This window comes from Flavobacterium jejuense, assembly GCF_006491595.2.
Lineage (GTDB): Bacteria > Bacteroidota > Bacteroidia > Flavobacteriales > Flavobacteriaceae > Flavobacterium > Flavobacterium jejuense.
Map to the genome: position 1 here is coordinate 1 of NZ_VEVQ02000016.1, position 19,244 is coordinate 19,244.

The following is a 19,244-nucleotide window of genomic DNA, read 5'->3' on the forward strand; positions in this document are numbered from 1 at the left end:
AATTTGCATGGCAAGAAGGCAACACGCCATGGATACGCATGACCAATCCCCATTCAGGAGGAGGGAAAGGGATGTATTTTATTCCAGAAATAGGAGAGGAAGTGTTAGTTGGCTTTGAGGCAGGTAACGCTGAAAAGCCATTCGTATTAGGAGCGATGTATAATGGAAATGAAAGTTCAGGTTATGCAACTTCGGGTAATGATATAAAAATAATACAAACACGTAGTGGAACAAAAATAATAATGAATGATGATCAGGGAAGTGTTTTTATAGAAGACCCAAGTGGTAATACATGGATGATGGATGGAAAGGGAAATATTAGTGTGAATGCACCTAAAAATTTCAGTATAGCTGCTGGAGATAATATTAGTATTTCAGCTGGTAAAAACATTTCTGTTAGTGCAGGAGAAGACATAGATAATTCAGCAAATGGAAATATAACTTCTGTTGCAGGAACAGATATTATACAAAACGCATCAGGAGATATAAGAGAATCTTCGGATAATCGCACCGAGATTGTAGATAAAGATTTCATACGTCAGGCAGATATTTCTAATGAAATAGCTTCGGAAGTTTCTGTTTTTAGTGAAAAAGAAAACATGACCCTACAGAGTGGAAAAACAGTAGAATTCAATAGTGCAGAAAAATCTAAATTATTTTAAATTATGGCAATTCACAAAAGAGCAAAAAATTTAGCTATAACAGTTAAAGCTGATTATAATGTTAACGTTGGAGGAAAGTTAAAAAAAATCACTAACAGATTCAATGTGGAATCTACTACTGGTAATCTAAACTTAATATCTAATAAGAAAATTGTATCAGATGGTAATAAGCAATAAATTCAAATGTTTATTATTCACAATATTAATTACAAACGTGATAATTACATCATGTCAAAATATAAAAATGGAACAAAAATTTGATTGGTCAGCAACATTATCCGCACCAAAGGAATATCCTGTCCAAGTTTACAGAGGAGAAATAATAGCTAAAGATTACTCGCAATCTTTAAGCAGTTTTGGAGATATTGATTATGGTTGGGGAGAAGAAGGAGGCACAGTTGTTATTGGGCCAGATTTAAAAAACATTCCAGATAGTTTAGAAATTGCTTGGCATTCATTTGTTGATCAAAAAAATTTCGAAGGGAAATGGGCTTTACCAAAAGAAGAATTAATCAAACTTTTTAATGAAGGAATTATTAATAAAATAACAAATAAAAAAGTTACGTATAATAAATTTGTAGTAGGATTAGCTCCAAACGGACTAGTAGTTGTTTGGCTCTCAAGTGTAAGAGGTCAAATTGAAATTGCACATTTTAAGGCAAAAGAAGTATTTGTTAATGTTGAAACTATTTCAGAAGAAAACAAACCTATTTTTTCAAAAAAATATAACGATGTTGTTTTGTCAGAATTAAATGAAGAACATAACACTTTCGAAAGAATTAAGAAAAATGAGTATCCAAAAATAGATGTGTATGAAGGTTATAGAATAAAGTATTTATGGAAACCTTTAGTTGAATTATCAGAGAATAAAATGCTTATTAATTTTGTAATTCATACTTATAATGGTGAAATTGAAATTGAATCCTCAAATAAAAAGGAAAAACTGAACATAAACTATGAAGAACGAGGAGTTTTAAAGTATTTTGCATTTGGGTGGATTGATAAAGATCAAAATAAAGAGGTCAGTTGTTGGGTAGAAAAATTTGATGAAGATGAATTATTTAATGCCTACAAAAAATTTAATACTATGGAAGAGATTAATTTTATAGTTCAAGTAATCGATAAATCAAAGATTTCAATTAAATTAAAAAGCATTTCACAAGAAATTGAAATTAAAAAATTCAAAGTAACTATTGAGTAAAACTTTAAAATTAGTAAGCTATGGCAACAAATATTAGTTTTGGAGATTATTCTCCACCAGAACCACAAAAAGAGACAATAGATGTTCTAATTGGAGTTTTCTTTGATGGGACATTAAATAATAAAAACAACACGCAAGAAAAGTTAAATAATTCTGAATATTTTAAAAAGAATGGTGTTGAAAAAAAAGAAGATAGTAGTTATTATAATGATTGGTCAAATGTTGCTAGACTTTGGAAATGTTATGAAAGCTCTCTTAAAACTTATATTGAAGGTATTGGAACAGAGGATAGAGAAAAAGATTCTACAATGGGATTTGCTTTTGGAACTGGAAGTACAGGAATAAGAGGTAAAGTAAGAAAAGGCTGTGAATCTATTGTGGATTTAATAATAAAGGAAAAAGATAAAGTAAGTGCAAAAAAAATAAATACCTTAACTTTTGATGTTTATGGTTTTAGTAGAGGTGCAGCAGCAGCAAGAAATTTTGTTCATGAGATAAGTAAAGCAAAATACAAAGCAATAATTAATGTCGCAAGTTCTCATGGTGCTACAGCGACACAAAAAACGGATAGTGATGGTACTATTACTCAAAGAGATGAATTTCCCAAAAGAGGTCATTTAGGACTTTTATTAGAAGAAAATGATGTTGAAGTTGATGTTATTAGAGTAAGGTTTTTAGGAATTTTCGATACTGTTTCTTCTTATTCAAAATATTTTTCAGCTTTCCCTGATTTTGATGATGTTGAAGAGTTATCATTAAATGATATTGGTAAAGCAAGTAGCGTAGTTCATTATGTTGCAGAAAATGAGCATAGAGAAAATTTCTCATTAACTAGAACAAATATTGGAGTCCAAAAATCTTTTCCTGGAGTACATTCAGATATTGGAGGTAGTTATTATGATGGAAAAGAAGTTATACAGGAAATTGAGACCTCATGGACTTCTAGAAATAATCTAAATCCTTTAATTGAGCGTTTAATTGAAGAAGGTTGGTATAAAAGAGAACAACTTGAAATAACAGGAGGTAACTTATATTGGGCACTTAAAGGTACCAGAGATTTAAAGAAAACCTACAGTTACATTCCATTACATTTCATGGGTGAAAGTAGTAAGAGCAAAGAGGTAAACATCAACAATAATAAACTTGAAAGTTTCTATGATATATCAGAAAGTGAATTGCTTGAAAGAGTTAAAGAGAAGTTAAGGAGCTATGTGTTTGGAAGCGGTAAGCAATATCTGTTAGATAATTCACTTTCAGATCAAGAAAGAATAGATTTGTTAAATTTAAGAAACGGATATTTACATTGGTCAGCTCGAAGAGAAGGTATTGGAATGGATCCGAATAATGATAGAAAAAGAGTCTATTATTAATATTAATTTATAATAGAATTGAAACCAAAATATAAAAAGTACAAAATACAAAAAGGAGATACATTACAAAGTGTATCTGAAAAATTAGATAAAACAACACACGAAGTTAAAAATTTTCATAATGTTTTTTGTGATTCTGATGAATATATAGGAGTAACATTTCCAAAAGGATTAAAAGAGTTATATATCTATCCAACGTACAACGAAAAAGAGTTGTCACTTATTCCAAAAGTGCCTTTTGATGACGCTTTTAAATTATCATTAAAACCTACTCAGAACAAAATAAATTATGGAGTAATGTATACTATAAAATCAGGTAATGAGGAAAATACATTAAAGTTTGAAGTAAGTGTGATTTATAAAGGAAAAAACGAAAAGGATAATTTGGTTTTTGAAGTAGATAAAATATCCAAAACGTTTATTAATGATGAAGAAGTAAATACAATTGCTGACGAATTAGCAATAAAAACAAGTGATGTTTTATATCCTTTAGAAGTGAATATTACAGAAGAAGGAAAATGGATAGGAGTTAATAATTACAAAGAGATTAATAAACGTTGGGAACAAATAAAAGAAAAAATATTAGATGAATATGAGGGAGAATGGGTTGAAAGGTATTTGTTACTAAATGAAAAAACACTTGGAAATGAAGATGATTTATTAGGTAGTTTACAAAAGGATTGGTTTTTAAATAGTTATTTCAATACAATTTATGTGTATTACTCGCATAAATTTAAATTTCAAACGAGTACAACATTTCCTATTTTATCAAACTGTAAATCGGTCTCGTATGATATAGAACAAAAAATTGAAGAATATTTAGATGAATATAATTTAATTAGAATTGAACAAAAAGGCGAACTAAAAGAAGAAAGATCAAAAGCTGATTTAGAAAATGAAATGAACATTCCCTATTATGGAGTTCTGTATCCTAATAGAGATATTGCAAAAGGAAATTATCGTTCCTTGTATTTTTTAAATGGTAAAACAAATTTGATTGAATCCTTATTTTTAGAATGTTCAATAGAATTAGAGGTTATGAAAGAGATTCAAGTAGTTGTTTCCCTTTTATAACAATTTGTTAGTGCAAAATTATGGAGGTTTAAAAAAGTAATTTTGTATATTTAATGTAACAAAAACAAACAAGTAAACATGAGCGAAAAGCATATAGTGGTGCAAGGAGCTGAATGCAAGTGTAAGTTTAGTGTAGAACCTAAAACTGATAATTTGAAGGTACTTTCACAAACGAAAGACTATGCAAACGATAAAGGCGCATCTAAGAAACTTATTGCAACCGATAAAGAAATTGGTCAAACTTTAGAAAAAAACACTTTTGGTAAATGCAAGCTACAACCTACAACTAGCGATTATTTACCCTGCAAAGCTGTGATTACAAAATGGAGCGGTTTCTATGAGAATGTAGTACTATCTAACCAAGGAAAAATTTTGCTAGAGGATAGTAAAGCTACTTGCCCAATAGGTGGTCCAGATTGCATTTCTATTACAAAACACGGTCAAAAGTCAGAAGCTTCTTCTCAAAATTCTAATAATGCTAACGAAGACATCCATAGTCAATTAAACCCTATGGTTAATATTAAGAGTATGGAAGTGAAAAGTCCACAAAACCCTAATTTAACAATTGGTTAATATGAAAGGAGTTGCAAAAATAAGATGGTCTAGAAAAGGAGAGATTGATAAAGCAAAATCAATACCTAATATTACTATAGCAGTATTGCCTAAAAATGATATTGGTTTTGTTGTTGATAAATGGTTTGAGGCTACCACAGAAGAAGAGAAAAAGAAAAATGTTACTTGGATTCTACAAGATGATAATCGACAAGAAATAAGAAGCATTAAAAAAGGACCAAAAGAAGAATTTATATTAAATATCCCTAATGCATTATGTGGACCCTACGCTTATTATTTAGAAGCTAGTTTATCTGGAAATATAGATAGAAAGAACAATACTGGATTATGGGTTATAGGAAAATGCACACCAAAAATACTTTCTAGTAAATGGTGTACATCAAATGACGGGGAAGACGTACGTAAACAACAATTTAAATACGGACAGTTAATCTATTTAAATTTAGAGACAGAAGGATTAAATGGTGAGAAAAATCTTACTGTGGAAATTTATAAGTTTATAGAAGGAAGTTATTTGACAGGTAGAAATGAAGATAAATTAGTTTCAACTATAACTAGTGTAGAAGTAATTGATGGAGAAGTCAATCTAAAAATGGGAAATACATCAAATTGGTTTATTCATGCAAAAAAAGATGTTGAAGAATTTTATATAATGGTAAAAAATAGTAGCGGACAATATATATCTGATGGTAAAGATACTATTCATGCTCGTTTTTTAAGAATGAAAAAGGATCAGATTACTAAAGAAATTAAACCATCTACCAATAATACTCCTTTAAAAGTAGGAGAAACAAGTACCGACTTTCTGAAATATGATCCTTGTAGATTTGATTCTGTAACAATTATAGAAAACAAAAAAGATAAAATAATTTTTGATACTGGTAAAAGTAAAGGTTCTAAAAAACCAAGTGATTATTTAATTAAAATTAGTGGGTATTCTGCAAATACAATAATTTATGAAACAATTGGAGCCTCAAGTAAAGAAGATTTTAAGATTGATTTAGCTAATTACACAAACAAAGGATGTAGTGTTAATCATACAAAATCAATCAAAGTAAAACTCAATAATAGTACTTTAAAGAGTGTAGAAGGGGATTCAGTTATTTTTCCTATGCAATCCAAATTGGAAAAGTTTCATCCAGCACCATTTGATTATATTTGGCCGAAAATTAATAATCCAAATGTGTATCCTGTTTTTTTTAATTCGTGTGCTTACTACTCAAACCAAAATCATGCAGCGTTATTTGTTACAGTTTATCCAGATATAAAATGGACATTAGAATTTAAATGGAATCATAAACAACCATTTGCTTATACTTATGGTAATGAGATGCACCCTTTTAATATAAAAACAGGTAGAAAAAAAGCTATAGGGTCTGTAATGGACGCGGAATTTGCACGAGAGTTTGGCGAAATGGATCAGTCTTTTGAATTGTCTTTAGAGGCAGAATGGGATAAAAAGTCAAGAAAATTAGAAGTTGGAACTGAATTTGGTGAAAAAATTGCGAAAACTTTAAATGCTTTTGTTAGATTAAAAAAAATTGCTGATTCAATAACAAATTCCCCAGTAAATGGAGGAAAAGTTAGTTTTGAAGTAAAAGCTCCAGTTATAGCTGTTTCTATTCAATGGTTTTTAGAAAAGATAGATGAAGAAATAAATCAGATAGGAACAAATTTAAAATTTGGAATAGAGACTAAACCTTTGATTGAGGCAGATTTTAAGATAGATTTATGGCAAATTGTTACAGAATTTGGAGCAAATGCAGTTTGTCCAGGAGCAGGTAGAGTAATCAATTTTATTTCAAAACATTTAGAAGGCAATATAGGAATTAAATTTGACGTTGTATTTAATGGAAGTATTAATGTGAGTGGAGAAATTAGTGGGAATACTTTAGTTCCAAAAAAGACAAAAGGTAAATTAGGTGTTGATGGGAAGGTGCAAGTTACATTAGAACTTAAAGCTTGGGCAAAAGCGGAATATGGAATTGCAGGATTTGATGGATCTGCAAAAGCAAATGCTAATACATATTTAAGTGCTGGTGTTAAAGCAGAAATAGCGAAAGACGGTGTTGTAGGTTATCCAGAATTAGAATTTGGTGGTATTGTAGCAAAGTATGTAGTTATAGCTTCAATTAAATTTGGAGTTTTTAAAGAAACATTTGAAGATAATGGTGAATATGTTATTGTTAAAAAGTGTCCTGTTGAATTCAAAAAAGCTTATTTATTAGGCCCTTATTAGTTGATTTTATGAAAAATTTATTTTTAATGATTTTACTTGTTATGATGAGTTGCCAACAAGGAGGTAGATTTGATTTATCTGAAATATATAACAAAACTGAAGTTAATAAAACTTTGAATAAATTAAATATTTCGAATGTTCAAACTCAAAATGGATATTGGGAATTAGTAAAAAAAGGAGAGAAAGTCGAGGCTGAACTTAAAAATGATGGAAGTATATCTACAATCTATTCTTTAAAAGGAGAGCAAAATGAAAAGTTGTTTAATTTCTATAATTTTAGCATTGAAAAAAACACTGGTGGTAAAATAGTAGAAAATAGCGACAAAATAGTATTCGTAAATATAGTATTAGAAAATGTAGAAACATTTAATGTGTTAAAGAAATTAAAAGAAAAATTAGGTAATCCTGATCAAATTATTAATGATAGTGTCTTTTATAATGCAGAAGATGATAAAGTAAAATTAGTTTTAAAAAACTTTGTAAAGAACGATATAAAGACAAAGAAAGACGAATTTGAAGACGAATATTTGATTTATCCATTACATTTCGTCTGGAACACAAATGGTTACATATATAAATACACATTGTTTATTAATGAAACATCATTTAGTAATGATTTAGTGATAATATCAAATAAGGCTTTTAATGAAAAACTAATCTTTGGTTACCATAATCCAAAACAGGATCCTATATTTAAAAAATATTATAATGAATAATTTCAAAAGCCCGTTATATTTAGTTAGTTTTAAGTCTGCTATATGTAATTATGAAATCTATATAAATGATTTACCCGCTTATAGTCACTTGGAAGGAGGCTCTGTTTCTTCTCAAATACCTATTAATCATTGGATATTTGAGAGCGGTGAGCAAGAGGTAAAAGTAAGAGTTTTACCTTTAAAAGGAGAAATAGACTTTAGAGAAGATTCCTTTATTGAAATAAAAATCTTTTCTTATGATTCTTCTACAACTAATTATGGAGATATTGTTGAATCCTTTAATTTTAGTGTAGAAAACTTATATGACTTGAAAATTCCTGTTGTCGAAAAAAGAGATTTCTTTATTGCGGAAGTACCATTTATATTAAAAAAGTGGAATGATTTTGATGAAATTAAAGAAAAAAAAGGAGAAATAATTTTATTTTATAAAGCAATGTATCAATTGTTTAAGGAAAAAGACATTCAAAAGATTTATAACCTTTTAAAATTTAGATTTGATCAAATTGATGAAGCTACTTATTCAAAAGAATCAGATAATTTTGAAGGACTTTCAAAAATGTTATTCCGTTTAAAAGAAGGTGATTTTGAGTTAATGGATTTTCCAACTGAACCTATGTTGAAAATATATGATAATAAAAAAATCTGTAATTTAACAAGAGGAAATAACGACCCAATATTGCTCTTTAAGAACAAAAATAACAATGAATTTTCTTTTCCTTTATTAATAGGTTTTGAAAAATCAGAGCCTATTGTTGTTAGATAATTACAAATATTTATTATGATAACGCCTTTTGGTTATTTTGCTATTGGAGTTGTTTTAGTTACTATATTTCTAACGATAAAAATAGTAAAAAGAATAAATGATACTGGCTGCTTTGGTTATGGATACAATTTCCTGCTAATCTTTAGTGTGGTTTCAATTTTTTTGAGCACATCATATGTAACACTACAATCTTTTAATGTTTATATTGTAGGTACAAGTTATGAAGGGAAAATAATAAATTATAAATCCTATGAAAAGGAATATAAAGACAAAAATGATGATGGTAGAATAAAAACATCAATTCTATACATACCAATCATTGAGTTTTTAGATGAAAACAATAAAAAAAAACAATTAGAATCAAGTACACATAGTGGAGATATTCCGAAAATTGGTAAAACCATTACAATTTCATATAATGTAGATGAAAATTTAGTTCTAGAACACAGCTTTACAACTTTTCTTTTGTTGATTGCAGGTTTCGGATTCGCAGTTGTTTTCGGGTTTTTATCAATTGGAATAATAAAGTATGCTTTCGGTTATTCTATGGATGGTTATAAGCAACAATTTATAAATGGCTTTTTTATTGGTATTAAAATATGCTCAGTCTTATTCACTATAGCTTTTATTTTACCTATTTATAATTATTTAATGGGGAAATCAGATATGCCATTATGGGCTTTTGCTATCTCTTTGATTTCTTTTATCGGATTAGCTATGGTTTGTTATTTTTTATTGTTTAAAAGAAAATAAGTATAATTATATTTTTTGTTTTATTTGGTGTTCATTTAGTAAGTCACTATGTGTCTTGTGGTGGTATAAAAAAACAATTAAATAATCAAATTTTTGAAAGTTCAAAAGATTTAACAAATACATATATGGGTAAAATGGTAAAGAATACTAATGAAGTTTTTATTTGTCTAAATTGTTAGTTTGAAAAGTGTTTATGAATTTTATATATACTTTTAGCATTAGATGTTATTAAAAGTTTAGAAGAATTATTTGACATAAGTGTAGAAATCCTATTAATTAAAAATTAAAATGTATAAAATATTTTTAACATTATTATTTTGTATAACAATAAATTCGTGTAACACTCAAAATAAGATTTATATAAATTAACATTTAATGAAAATATAAAAGATTTGTTCCAAAATGAGAATACTATTTTGGAAGCAAGAGAAATAAACACAACATTACCATTCCTATATACGAATAATGTGGAAGTATATAAATATGGGAATGTGAATTTTACAAAATCTGATGAAAATGATATTGTATTAAGTCGTGTAGGAGTATTATTAGAAAAACCTACAAATGAAAAAATTGTTGGTATCATTGTGACTGCTGAAAATAATGAAACTAGTAGTTCTCTTTTTGAGGAAATAAAAAAGAGAAATGGAATGCCTGAAGTTTTATTGCCAGTTCCTCAAGTAGACGAAAACAATCAGTTGTTAGGATATTCAGCATACTTATGGCGTTTAAAGAATAATTATTCAATTATTCTTTCACAATCATTTGAATATACAGATGGTAAAAGGACTATCGCTTCTTTAATGTATATAGTTTCAAATAAAGCAAAAGTTACTGATCCTAATCAGGATGAAGTGATTGTAGACAGATTAATCAGGACATATAAGTAATAAAAATTATGAAGGATCAATCTTATTCATACTTTAGATTTTAGTGCCTCAGCTTGGATGTTTGAGATAAGAGTGAATGATTATTCAGTTGTAATAATGAATATGGTTGGGTAAGTAGGATCTACCATTCTTATAAATTATGCCATTTTGAAAGTGGTCCACAATCAATATCTGTTGTAATGTTGCCTTTATTGGAAGAAACAGTAGTAAAAAAATACAAATTCAATGAAAAGCAATAAACAGGAAATAAGTTAAAATTATACTACTACAATAAATTTGGATTTTATGATTCTTCTGAATTTTATTTTATAATTGTTATAGTTCTTTTTAATTTTTTTAGTTTTCTTATTTTATGTTTGCTTATCATTTTTTTAAAAGATTTTAATTTGATGAAAATATTTAATTTCCTATATTTGAGAAGTCAAGGTTTTGCTATTTCCAGAAAAAAAACAATGAATTAAAACAAACTTATGGTTTTTGAAATTATAGAAGAAACGAACATTCTAATGAATGGTTTTCAAAAGGAAATTAAAACAAGGTTTAATATTGATTTTTCATTATATAATAAGACGGAAGATGAACGTATTTATATTATTAATAAGGAAAAAATTAATTCTTTGCCAGTTCAAGAGAATGCTTTTTTAAAGGTAATAGAAGAATTAGAAACACTTAATTATCCAATTAAAATTAAAACGGACTATAAAGGACATTTTATTGAAATTGAAGATCATGAGAGTTGGTTGATAGAATGGAATAACAAAGCTGATAAATTATTAGATAAGTTTGATGATTTTGAAGAAGCCAAAGAAATTAAAGATTACTATTACAATCAAATTAAAGATAAAACAACATTTACAGCTAATAAATTTAAAGAACCTTATTGGAACTTGTTTTTCTTTAATCCTCCTCTAGATAATGTTAATTTACCAGATATTGGCACTATTTTAAATTGGAATATTAAAGCAATTGGTTTAATTCCATGTGTTGGAAGAACTACTATATTAAACCCAGGTGCAAAGGAAATTATTATTTCTTTTGATTCTTACCAAAGATTATCTAATAATATTATTGAAACTTTAAAATCAAAAATTAGAAAAGAGGTAAAATGGGACGAGCAAACTGTAAAATTACATACTGAATCACATTTTGATAATGTGGAAAAGAAAGTAAAAAAGAAATCTGCTTACTTCCAGTTTCTAATTAAAGAAGAAATCCGCTACACTGAAAATATTACTATTACTTTAAAGAATTAATAGTAATATTTACTTATTATCATTCTCTAATAAATTTGTGTATTTGGATTTTAAAAAAAAAATGCATAAGTTTTTTTAATTATTTATAAAAAATTCGTAATCGATTACGAATTTTCTTGTTTTATATGTTTTTTATTTTTAATTTAGATTAATGTATTGAAAATGAGGATTTAAAATACTATTAATGAATTTAAGTTTTTTAATAAATTAAATTAGAAAATTATTTTTTTATAATGAAAAGAATAATTAGTTCTGATTTTTAAAATAAATAATCATAGTGGTTATTGGTTACAAACAAACAAAAAATATTTTATTATGAAAAAACAGATTAAATTAGTCTTGCTGTGTTTTATTTTTGCATTTGTTGGGTGTGAAAAAGATGAACTTCAAACAACCGAATCAGATTCAACTTTAGAAGAAATTAAAAAAGAAAGTTTTTCAAGTACAGCTAGATCAATTTCAGTTAACTCTGAATCGGCATTACGATCTGCGGTATCTTCTGCTAATCCTGGAGATGTAATTACAATAAGTGGTACAATCAATTTGACTAGAACACTCGAATTTGCTAGAAGTGGAACTTCAAGTTCAAAAATTAACATTACAGGTGGAACTTTAAATTGTTCGGGTCAACCTTCAGGGAGTTGGGGTGTAAAAGTAAACGGAAGTTACTGGAATATTACAAATATGACAATTAAAAATGCTCCGGATTGTGGGATTGTATTTCAAAATGGTGGTCATAACTTTGCGTATAAAGTAACAACTTCTTATAATGGTGACTCTGGGTTACAAATCTATAATGGAGGTCATGATAATTATATTTATCAGTGCTATTCAAATGATAATTATGACTCTCAAAATGGTGGAGAAAATGCTGATGGATTTGCTTGTAAATTATCCGCAGGAAGAAATAATGTATTTGAAGGTTGTACTGCTCATCATAATTCAGATGATGGCTGGGATCTTTATGGTCAACCTTATACTGTAACTATTAAGAACTGTATAGCTAGTAATAATGGTTATGGTTCAAATGGTGACGGAAATGGCTTTAAATTGGGAAGCGCTGGACAGTCTGTACCACATACAGTAACAAATAACAATTCTAAAAATAATAAAGCTTGGGGATACGATGGAAATGGGAATACAGGGCATATTACAATAACAGGTAGTGGTGGATCTGGAAATACTAAAGGATTATTTGCTAGAATATATTAAAAGTTGGTAAACAAAGAAGAAAGTCATCTGTTAAAAAAACAGATGGCTTTCTTATATAGAAAAAGCTCCTTATTTGGTATAGACAATACGAAAAGGAACTATATTTAAAGCTCTTTTTTCAATTAATAATTTTAGATCTTCACTTAAAAAGTTCCACTCTTCTTCAGTATAGTAATCTTTGTCTTTTTGGGTTAAATGAATATCAATTGTAGGTGTGTAGCCTATATTATTATCAAAACCAGTTTGAATACCATTTTTAACTTCAATTTGTTTTACGGCTTCTCCAAAATGATTCTTGCATAAAATAATAATATCTTGCCTAGTAACAACTCTTTGATTAGAGATGAGGTTTTCTCTATATGCATATATTTTTTCAGAATTAGTTAACTCATCTCGTCCACCTTGTGTACTAGATAAAATCATAATACTGTCTTTGTCAAAATCGGCTCCTTTAAAAACATTGAATTTACTAAAAGTACTTATTTTATTAGCTTCTTCACCGTTTGTAGTCCAATATTTAATAAATAAAATTCCTTTTTCTTTTGATTTTTCTGTGTTTAAAACTAAATAAGGATTGTTAAGGTTTTGCATTCCTATTTGTGACATCTTGGTTTTAAAACGAGCTATAATTTGATTAATTTCTTTTAAATTATTATCGGTAAAATCTTGACCTAGTCTTGAAAAAGCTGCGGCTTCATCTCTAATTAAATCAATTAGATAATTAATTTCTTCAGATGCATTTCTTTCGTCAAAACGAGCTACACCACCAAATCGTAAGTAAGCATAATTTTCATCTTCAGGTTCAATATTATTGGTAATAACGTCAAACTCTTTATCTCTGTCATTTAAAACAGAAAACAATTCTAAAAAGTAATCATTATTTAGTTTTAAGGGATAAATATCTAGTAACTCTTTAATGTTGCCCTGTGTTTCATTCAGTTTTTTGTTTATAACTGGAAAACAATTGTTCGAGCAAAAAATAGTTGATAATATATCAGGACCTATTACATTAGGAAATTGAATTTTAATCCAAAGTATGTCTTTTTCCTCTTTTAATTTTTCTAATTCTTTTTCAGGAAAGAAACTTTTAAATTCTGCTGGAAAAACAAAATCTGAATTGTTAATTTGTATAATATCTTTAACAGTTATGAAATTTCTCTCATAAAAATCATTAGTGTGTTCTTCAATTTTTTGAATATGATAAATATCGTGTTGCTTTAAATCATACCCTTTTTTGTCACTTTCATCATTGTTGTAGCCTTGTTTTGTTGTTAATGGCAAATCATTTAAAAACCATTTTGCTCTAGGTAAAAAATGATAAAATTTAGTCCTTTCATGTATGTTTCTTAAATAGAAATAAAACATTAAATCTTTTATAGTTCCATTCCCTTCATGTTTTAAACCTAGCCAGATAGTTCCATGAGGTGTTTTTTTTAAGTAGTCTTTTTCAGAAACAATTTCTCTAAATTGATTTTTAACAATTTCTTGAACACCATTTGGAAGTACTACATAGCTTAACCTATTTCGATTTAGTTTTACAGGAATGGTTGGCCCAAAGTGAAAGTTTTTTACAATATTCTCAATAGGATTATAAGGGTTAGGTTGCTTTTTTTGGATAAAAAATTGATGATGACTGTGTAATGTTGTTTCATCTTCTACTGGATAAGCTCTTAAAATTCCTCTTGAAGGAGTAGCTTTTGCTGAAGCTGTTGGTGTTAAAATATCTACCAATCGCTCAGTCATTCTTCTTCTACTAGAAAAAATTTCATTTGATATTTTTTCCAATTCTTTAGCACACACATCAAAAAGAAGATTCACTATTGGATCAAAGACATTTTCTAATTCAACATCATTATAGCCCCACTTTTTAGCAGCGCGCTTCAACATTCTATCTTTAATTTGATCTTTTGATAATTGATTCATCGAGGTGGTTTTTATTTAAAAGAAAACGGAGCTAAATAATATGAACTTTTAAAGTAATAAGGTTGATTTGTTTTTTTAATCACACCATAAACAACAATGTCTAGTCTCTTTTTAACTCTAATATTCGATTCGGAACTTAATGTGTTTTCATTTACGCTTAGTGTTACCTCTGTAACTTTTAAGCGTTTTTCATAGTTACTTACTTTTTCATGAACAGATTCTCTAATCATATCTTTTAATTTATTAGGATTGGCTAATAAATTAAAATCGGTATCCCAAATAACTGTTCCAAATTCATCATCATATTTATATTCTCCAAAAATAGTAGAAATAATTACCGACATGAATTGAGCCAAAGATTCTTCTATAGTTACTTTTGTAGCATCTTTTCCTGTGCTTAGTTTTTTATAGTCAAATGGAATTTTATAATACAGGTCTTTCATTAGTTACAGTAAATTTAAGTTCTTCGTTTTTATCTAATGTAACCTTAACCGTATCTCCTTTTATAATCTCATTTGCAATAATCATTCGAGATAAAGGTCTTTTTAGTTTATTTCGTATTGATCCCTTAATTGGTCTAGCTCCATATTCTGGACTAAATCCTTGTAAGGCAATTTTTTCTTTGTCCTTTTCGCTAATTTCTAAAGTGATCTCTAATTTCTCAAGTAATTGTAACAACTCCTTTTTAAGATGAATGTCAAATATTCTAGATACACTTTTTACATTAATAGGAGCAAACGGAATGATTTCGGTTAAACGACCTAAAAATTCTGGTCTAAAATGACCTGTCATTAATTGTATTAAATCATTAGATTTAGGAATAACATCTTTTTCAAAAGATTTTACAATGAAATCAGAACCGATATTTGATGTGAATAAGACAACAGAATTAGAAAAATCTCCTTCTTTACCTAAGCGATCGTGTAGTTTTCCTTCATCTAATATTTGTAGAAAGACATCAAAAACAGACTTGTGTGCTTTTTCAATTTCATCAAATAAAACTAAAGAATATGGTTTTTGTCTTATTTTGTTTACCAATAAACCACCTTCTTCGTAACCTACATATCCTGGAGGTGCACCGTATAACAAAGCAGCAGAATGTTCTTCTTTAAATTCAGACATGTCTAAACGAATAATTGCATTTTCATCTCCAAATAAAAAATCGGCTAATGATTTTGCTAATTCGGTTTTACCAGTTCCTGTTGGCCCTAAAAAGAAAAAAGAACCTATTGGTTGTCCAGGTTTGGTTAATCCAGATCGTGATTCCATAATAGCGTCTGAAACTACTTTTACCGCATGGTCTTGACCAATAACACGTTTTTTTAACGTGTTTTCTATTTCTAATAAACGTTCTCTTTCATCTGATTTTACTTTACCAGCTGGAATTCCTGTAATTTCTGAAACAACAATTGATAAGTGAGAGGCTAAGACTTCGTTTTCTTCTTCTTCAAGTTTTTCTAAGCGTGCAAGTAACTCGTTAAGATAAGTAATCTTTTTGTCATGATTTTCTAAAGCATGAAAATCTGTACTACTTTTTTCATTTTCATTTAATAATTTACCTGTTTTTTGTAAAATATCTGAAAATAACCAAATGATTTTTTCTTCTTTTACTTCGGTCTCTTCAATAGTAAGTATATCTTGTGATTGAATTTTTAAGTCTGGTAGTTCTTTTTTGATAGTTTCTTTTGCCACTTTTAATGAAGACATGGTTCTGTCTATTAAATCCAAGGCAGAATCTGGTAATGATTTTTCTTTTAAATACCTTTTGGCTAATCGAATAGCTTCTTTCTGGCTTTCGTCCGAAATATTAAAATCATGATGTTTTTGATAGGATTCTATAATACTAGAGATCATCCTGAAAGCCAAATCTTGATTTGGTTCTTTAATTTCCAATGTCTCAAAACGCCTAGATAAAGCATCATCTTTAGCCAGTGTTTTTCTGAATTTTTCAGGGGTTGTAGCTCCTATAAAAGTAATTACTCCTTTTGATAATTCTGATTTTATGATGCTTGCAATTCCTGAACCTTGATTGGAGTCAAATAATTCATGAATGTCATCTATAAATAATATTGGTTTTTCTAATGTTTTTAATTCATTAAATATTTTTTGAAGTCGGTCTTCTACTTCTCCTTTGTAAGATGCACCTGCAAATAATGCACCGATATTTATTTCAAATACAGCAGCATTGTCAAATGCATTTAAGATGTTTTTAGTGGCTATTTTTTTGCAAAAACCTTCTATTAAAGCTGATTTTCCAACACCAGGTTCTCCTGTGATAATTACATGAGGCTTTAATTTTCTATTTAATATTTCTGTAATTGTTTTTAATTCTTCATCTCTTCCTATAATAGCATGTTCTTCATTCTTTGAGATAGATTTTAGACGATCTATACAATATTTTGATACGGCATTTGAACTTGAATTAGCTGTTGTAGCAGTTGAAAATTGTATCTCAGGAGTTTTAATACCTGTTCCAGATTGATACATTTCAATAATTGTTAGTGCTGTAAGCGGCAACGATTTTAACTGATCATGCGAAAAACCAACACCAGGAGTAATTGCAGCACTTAGAATAGCTGGAAAAATTCCTATTTCATTCTTTTTTTCAATACTTTCAGCTTCTTCTAATATAATAGTTGCACTTTCATCCGCTTCTGGTGAATCTGAGGGCTTAGAGGATTTTGGATATTCACTTATTCTAATATCCGCCCATTCGTCAAGATAAAAAACATCGACACCTTTAGCGTCTAACTCTTTTAAAAAATCAAATTGCTGATTTAAAATTGCTTTTAATAAATGTGCTGCGTAATATTTCGCATTTAAATTTTCTTTTGCATATTGTTTTGCTATATGAATGATTTGTGTTGATATTTCTGCAGACATTTTTTTGTAGTTACTTTATTCTTAATTAAACCTTGAACCTACACTAAGGGCTTGTAAGTTTCTTTCTAATGATTTGTTATCTTCTTTTAAACTTTCATTCTCTCTTTTCAAATTCTCAATTTCTTTTTCAGAATCTTTAGTTAACAAAAGTCTTTTTTTAGTATTTACAAACTCTTTAGTTGTAATAATTATATTTTGGTATAAAGCAGGGTTAATTGTAGAGTCTTTTGGAATACTTTCACTTAGTTCTTTAAGTTCGTAACCTATTGATTGTTCAATAAATTGAAAGCTTAAAGGAGCTTTGTCTAATGAATCTACTAGTTTTCCAATATCTTCCATTTTTAAAGTGAATTCTTTATTAAAGTTAAATTGAGAATTCATTTTGTCGTTTTCGTTCTTTAAAACTTCATTTTCTTTTAAAGGTAACTTGAAGTTGAAAAATATAGCAGTTATTAAAACTCCCGTTGTTATAAAAAACATTAATAAGAATAACAGGAATGCATTAAGACGTTCTTTTTTATTTAAAATATCCATGATTATTAATTTTAGTCAGCTAAAAATGTTGGTGAAGAATCTATATCGTTATCATCACTACTAAATAGACCACTTGATTTGCGATCATTTTTCAAGATGTTTTCATTAACAAATATTCCAGCGTCTCGTTTTTTTCCAATGTAGTCTAATTGGTTTAAGATTGAAAAAAGTTCATCTATTTTTGTTATGAAGTCTTTTACTTGTTCCACTACTGGTTCAATGTCGTATGCTTTGAATTTTACATTAATAGTATCGGTAAATAAACGCTCATAATCTCCACTTGTAATATCAGTCCACTCAGAAAAGTAGTTGAAAAGCATTTCTTTTCCATCTCCAGAAAAATAATCAAAACTATTTTTTACAGATCTACTTAAACTAATTACATTGTCTAAAAGTATAATAGGTTTTAAATTATAATTAGCCCATTTGTTTTTTGTGATATGAAGTTCTACAAAACGTAAAGCTTTATCACAAACATCAAAAACCATATTTGCAATTACATTCTCGTCTTCATTATTGTTTCTGAATTTTATTTTTCGGTTAATTTGAATGGCATAAAATTCTAATTGTTTAAAAAACAAGTCATAAGTTTCAAATAAACTGATGAGACTTGGATGACTATTTAGAGTTAAACTCGGAGGAATATAATTAGTTATAATTTCATAACCTTCAGAAGAGGTTTTAAATTTTGCAATTGGAAATTGTAGTGCTCCAATATTATTATGATTTACTTCACTCTCTAAAACAGTACTTAAGCTGTATTTTGGTAACGCATGAGGAAAACGAGGAGGAACTTCTTCCATATTTTGTTCACCAGAAGGAACTCTTGTGTAAGGATCAACGTTTAGTAAAAGATAATAATTGTTTTCTTTTAAATCAAAGTCTTTTAATTCTATCTTTTCAGAGAACTCTCCTGTAAAGTCAGTGATTTCTATTCTTCCACCAGCAGGAGTTATAGCCTTTAACGTTTTTATATTAACGCTTAATTCATTATGAGCATCAATAGAAATTGAATATTGAAAAGGTCTGCTTAAATGGGTTGAAAGAAGACCGTAATTCAATTCGTTTACTTCCAAATTCCTTGCATCTCTAATCGAATCTTCTACATTGTCTTGGAATTCAATAAAATGTTTTTTATTAATTTTCATTCCATCAATCCAATTTACTGGAAAGTGTTTTATGTTTTCTGCCATAATTT

At 28.2% G+C, this 19,244-nt stretch carries 18 protein-coding genes; 13 read left to right on the plus strand and 5 right to left on the minus strand.

Annotated elements, in window-relative coordinates; genetic code table 11:
* From FIA58_RS18100 to FIA58_RS18160, 13 genes are all read left to right on the plus strand, one after another.
* Window positions 1–662 (plus strand): phage baseplate assembly protein V (locus FIA58_RS18100; RefSeq protein ID WP_243754702.1); only part of this gene is annotated, 662 nt, incomplete at its 5' end.
* 3 nt (window positions 663–665) lie between these two features.
* Window positions 666–839: a hypothetical protein gene (locus FIA58_RS18105; RefSeq protein WP_165928951.1), complete on the plus strand. Its 174-nt coding sequence runs from the start codon at window positions 666–668 to the stop codon at window positions 837–839.
* Between the two features lie 67 nt (window positions 840–906).
* Window positions 907–1,863, plus strand: a complete 957-nt coding sequence (locus tag FIA58_RS18110) for a DUF2931 family protein (protein ID WP_243754703.1) — start codon at window positions 907–909, stop codon at window positions 1,861–1,863.
* Window positions 1,864–1,883: 20 nt separating this feature from the next.
* Complete coding sequence (locus FIA58_RS18115; RefSeq protein ID WP_140964111.1) at window positions 1,884–3,233, plus strand: T6SS phospholipase effector Tle1-like catalytic domain-containing protein; 1,350 nt, start codon at window positions 1,884–1,886, stop codon at window positions 3,231–3,233.
* Window positions 3,234–3,251: 18 nt separating this feature from the next.
* A complete protein-coding gene (locus FIA58_RS18120) occupies window positions 3,252–4,307 on the plus strand; it encodes a hypothetical protein (RefSeq protein ID WP_140964112.1) in 1,056 nt (351 codons plus the stop codon).
* Between the two features lie 78 nt (window positions 4,308–4,385).
* Complete coding sequence (locus FIA58_RS18125; RefSeq protein WP_140964113.1) at window positions 4,386–4,880, plus strand: DUF4280 domain-containing protein; 495 nt, start codon at window positions 4,386–4,388, stop codon at window positions 4,878–4,880.
* Between the two features lies 1 nt (window position 4,881).
* Window positions 4,882–7,119 carry a hypothetical protein gene (locus FIA58_RS18130; RefSeq protein ID WP_140964114.1) on the plus strand — a complete coding sequence of 746 codons (2,238 nt, stop codon included), beginning with the start codon at window positions 4,882–4,884 and terminating at the stop codon, window positions 7,117–7,119.
* Window positions 7,120–7,145: 26 nt separating this feature from the next.
* Window positions 7,146–7,835, plus strand: a complete 690-nt coding sequence (locus tag FIA58_RS18135; protein ID WP_140964115.1) for a hypothetical protein — start codon at window positions 7,146–7,148, stop codon at window positions 7,833–7,835.
* Window positions 7,828–8,598, plus strand: coding sequence for a hypothetical protein (locus FIA58_RS18140; protein WP_140964116.1), 771 nt, complete (start codon window positions 7,828–7,830; stop codon window positions 8,596–8,598). Before FIA58_RS18135 ends, FIA58_RS18140 begins: the two co-directional genes overlap by 8 nt.
* Window positions 8,599–8,613: 15 nt before the next feature.
* Window positions 8,614–9,351 (plus strand): hypothetical protein, encoded by a 738-nt coding sequence (locus FIA58_RS18145; RefSeq protein WP_140964117.1) that lies wholly within the window; start codon window positions 8,614–8,616, stop codon window positions 9,349–9,351.
* Window positions 9,352–9,743: 392 nt separating this feature from the next.
* Window positions 9,744–10,241: a hypothetical protein gene (locus FIA58_RS18150; RefSeq protein WP_140964118.1), complete on the plus strand. Its 498-nt coding sequence runs from the start codon at window positions 9,744–9,746 to the stop codon at window positions 10,239–10,241.
* Window positions 10,242–10,711: 470 nt separating this feature from the next.
* Entirely contained in the window at window positions 10,712–11,494 is a 783-nt protein-coding gene (locus FIA58_RS18155; protein WP_140964119.1) for a hypothetical protein, read from the plus strand.
* A gap of 315 nt (window positions 11,495–11,809) precedes the next feature.
* Window positions 11,810–12,706, plus strand: coding sequence for a right-handed parallel beta-helix repeat-containing protein (locus FIA58_RS18160; protein ID WP_140964120.1), 897 nt, complete (start codon window positions 11,810–11,812; stop codon window positions 12,704–12,706).
* Between the two features lie 69 nt (window positions 12,707–12,775).
* On the opposite strand, the gene FIA58_RS18165 is transcribed toward FIA58_RS18160, so the two are convergent.
* Genes FIA58_RS18165 through FIA58_RS18185 form a run of 5 tightly spaced genes read right to left on the minus strand, consistent with a single transcriptional unit; the run spans window position 12,776 to window position 19,239 of the window.
* Entirely contained in the window at window positions 12,776–14,629 is a 1,854-nt protein-coding gene (locus FIA58_RS18165) for a type VI secretion system baseplate subunit TssF (RefSeq protein ID WP_140964121.1), read from the minus strand.
* Window positions 14,630–14,640: 11 nt separating this feature from the next.
* Window positions 14,641–15,072: a GPW/gp25 family protein gene (locus FIA58_RS18170; protein ID WP_140964122.1), complete on the minus strand. Its 432-nt coding sequence runs from the start codon at window positions 15,070–15,072 to the stop codon at window positions 14,641–14,643.
* The gene (locus FIA58_RS18175) at window positions 15,053–17,512 is read right to left on the minus strand and encodes an AAA family ATPase (RefSeq protein ID WP_140964123.1); all 2,460 of its coding nucleotides are present in this window, start codon (window positions 17,510–17,512) and stop codon (window positions 15,053–15,055) included. Before FIA58_RS18175 ends, FIA58_RS18170 begins: the two co-directional genes overlap by 20 nt.
* Window positions 17,513–17,533: 21 nt before the next feature.
* Entirely contained in the window at window positions 17,534–18,046 is a 513-nt protein-coding gene (tssO, locus tag FIA58_RS18180) for a type VI secretion system TssO (protein ID WP_140964124.1), read from the minus strand.
* Window positions 18,047–18,057: 11 nt separating this feature from the next.
* Entirely contained in the window at window positions 18,058–19,239 is a 1,182-nt protein-coding gene (locus tag FIA58_RS18185; RefSeq protein WP_140964125.1) for a hypothetical protein, read from the minus strand.
* Window positions 19,240–19,244: the final 5 nt, after the last annotated feature.

Coding starts and splice junctions, on each gene's coding strand:
- FIA58_RS18155 (WP_140964119.1), top strand. CDS start 10,712: ATGGTTTTTGAAATTATAGAAGAAACGAACATTCTAATGAATGGTTTT.
- tssO (WP_140964124.1), bottom strand. CDS start 18,046: ATGGATATTTTAAATAAAAAAGAACGTCTTAATGCATTCCTGTTATTC.
- FIA58_RS18145 (WP_140964117.1), top strand. CDS start 8,614: ATGATAACGCCTTTTGGTTATTTTGCTATTGGAGTTGTTTTAGTTACT.
- FIA58_RS18175 (WP_140964123.1), bottom strand. CDS start 17,512: ATGTCTGCAGAAATATCAACACAAATCATTCATATAGCAAAACAATAT.
- FIA58_RS18160 (WP_140964120.1), top strand. CDS start 11,810: ATGAAAAAACAGATTAAATTAGTCTTGCTGTGTTTTATTTTTGCATTT.
- FIA58_RS18125 (WP_140964113.1), top strand. CDS start 4,386: ATGAGCGAAAAGCATATAGTGGTGCAAGGAGCTGAATGCAAGTGTAAG.
- FIA58_RS18115 (WP_140964111.1), top strand. CDS start 1,884: ATGGCAACAAATATTAGTTTTGGAGATTATTCTCCACCAGAACCACAA.
- FIA58_RS18135 (WP_140964115.1), top strand. CDS start 7,146: ATGATTTTACTTGTTATGATGAGTTGCCAACAAGGAGGTAGATTTGAT.
- FIA58_RS18105 (WP_165928951.1), top strand. CDS start 666: ATGGCAATTCACAAAAGAGCAAAAAATTTAGCTATAACAGTTAAAGCT.
- FIA58_RS18165 (WP_140964121.1), bottom strand. CDS start 14,629: ATGAATCAATTATCAAAAGATCAAATTAAAGATAGAATGTTGAAGCGC.
- FIA58_RS18185 (WP_140964125.1), bottom strand. CDS start 19,239: ATGGCAGAAAACATAAAACACTTTCCAGTAAATTGGATTGATGGAATG.
- FIA58_RS18130 (WP_140964114.1), top strand. CDS start 4,882: ATGAAAGGAGTTGCAAAAATAAGATGGTCTAGAAAAGGAGAGATTGAT.
- FIA58_RS18140 (WP_140964116.1), top strand. CDS start 7,828: ATGAATAATTTCAAAAGCCCGTTATATTTAGTTAGTTTTAAGTCTGCT.
- FIA58_RS18110 (WP_243754703.1), top strand. CDS start 907: ATGGAACAAAAATTTGATTGGTCAGCAACATTATCCGCACCAAAGGAA.
- FIA58_RS18170 (WP_140964122.1), bottom strand. CDS start 15,072: ATGAAAGACCTGTATTATAAAATTCCATTTGACTATAAAAAACTAAGC.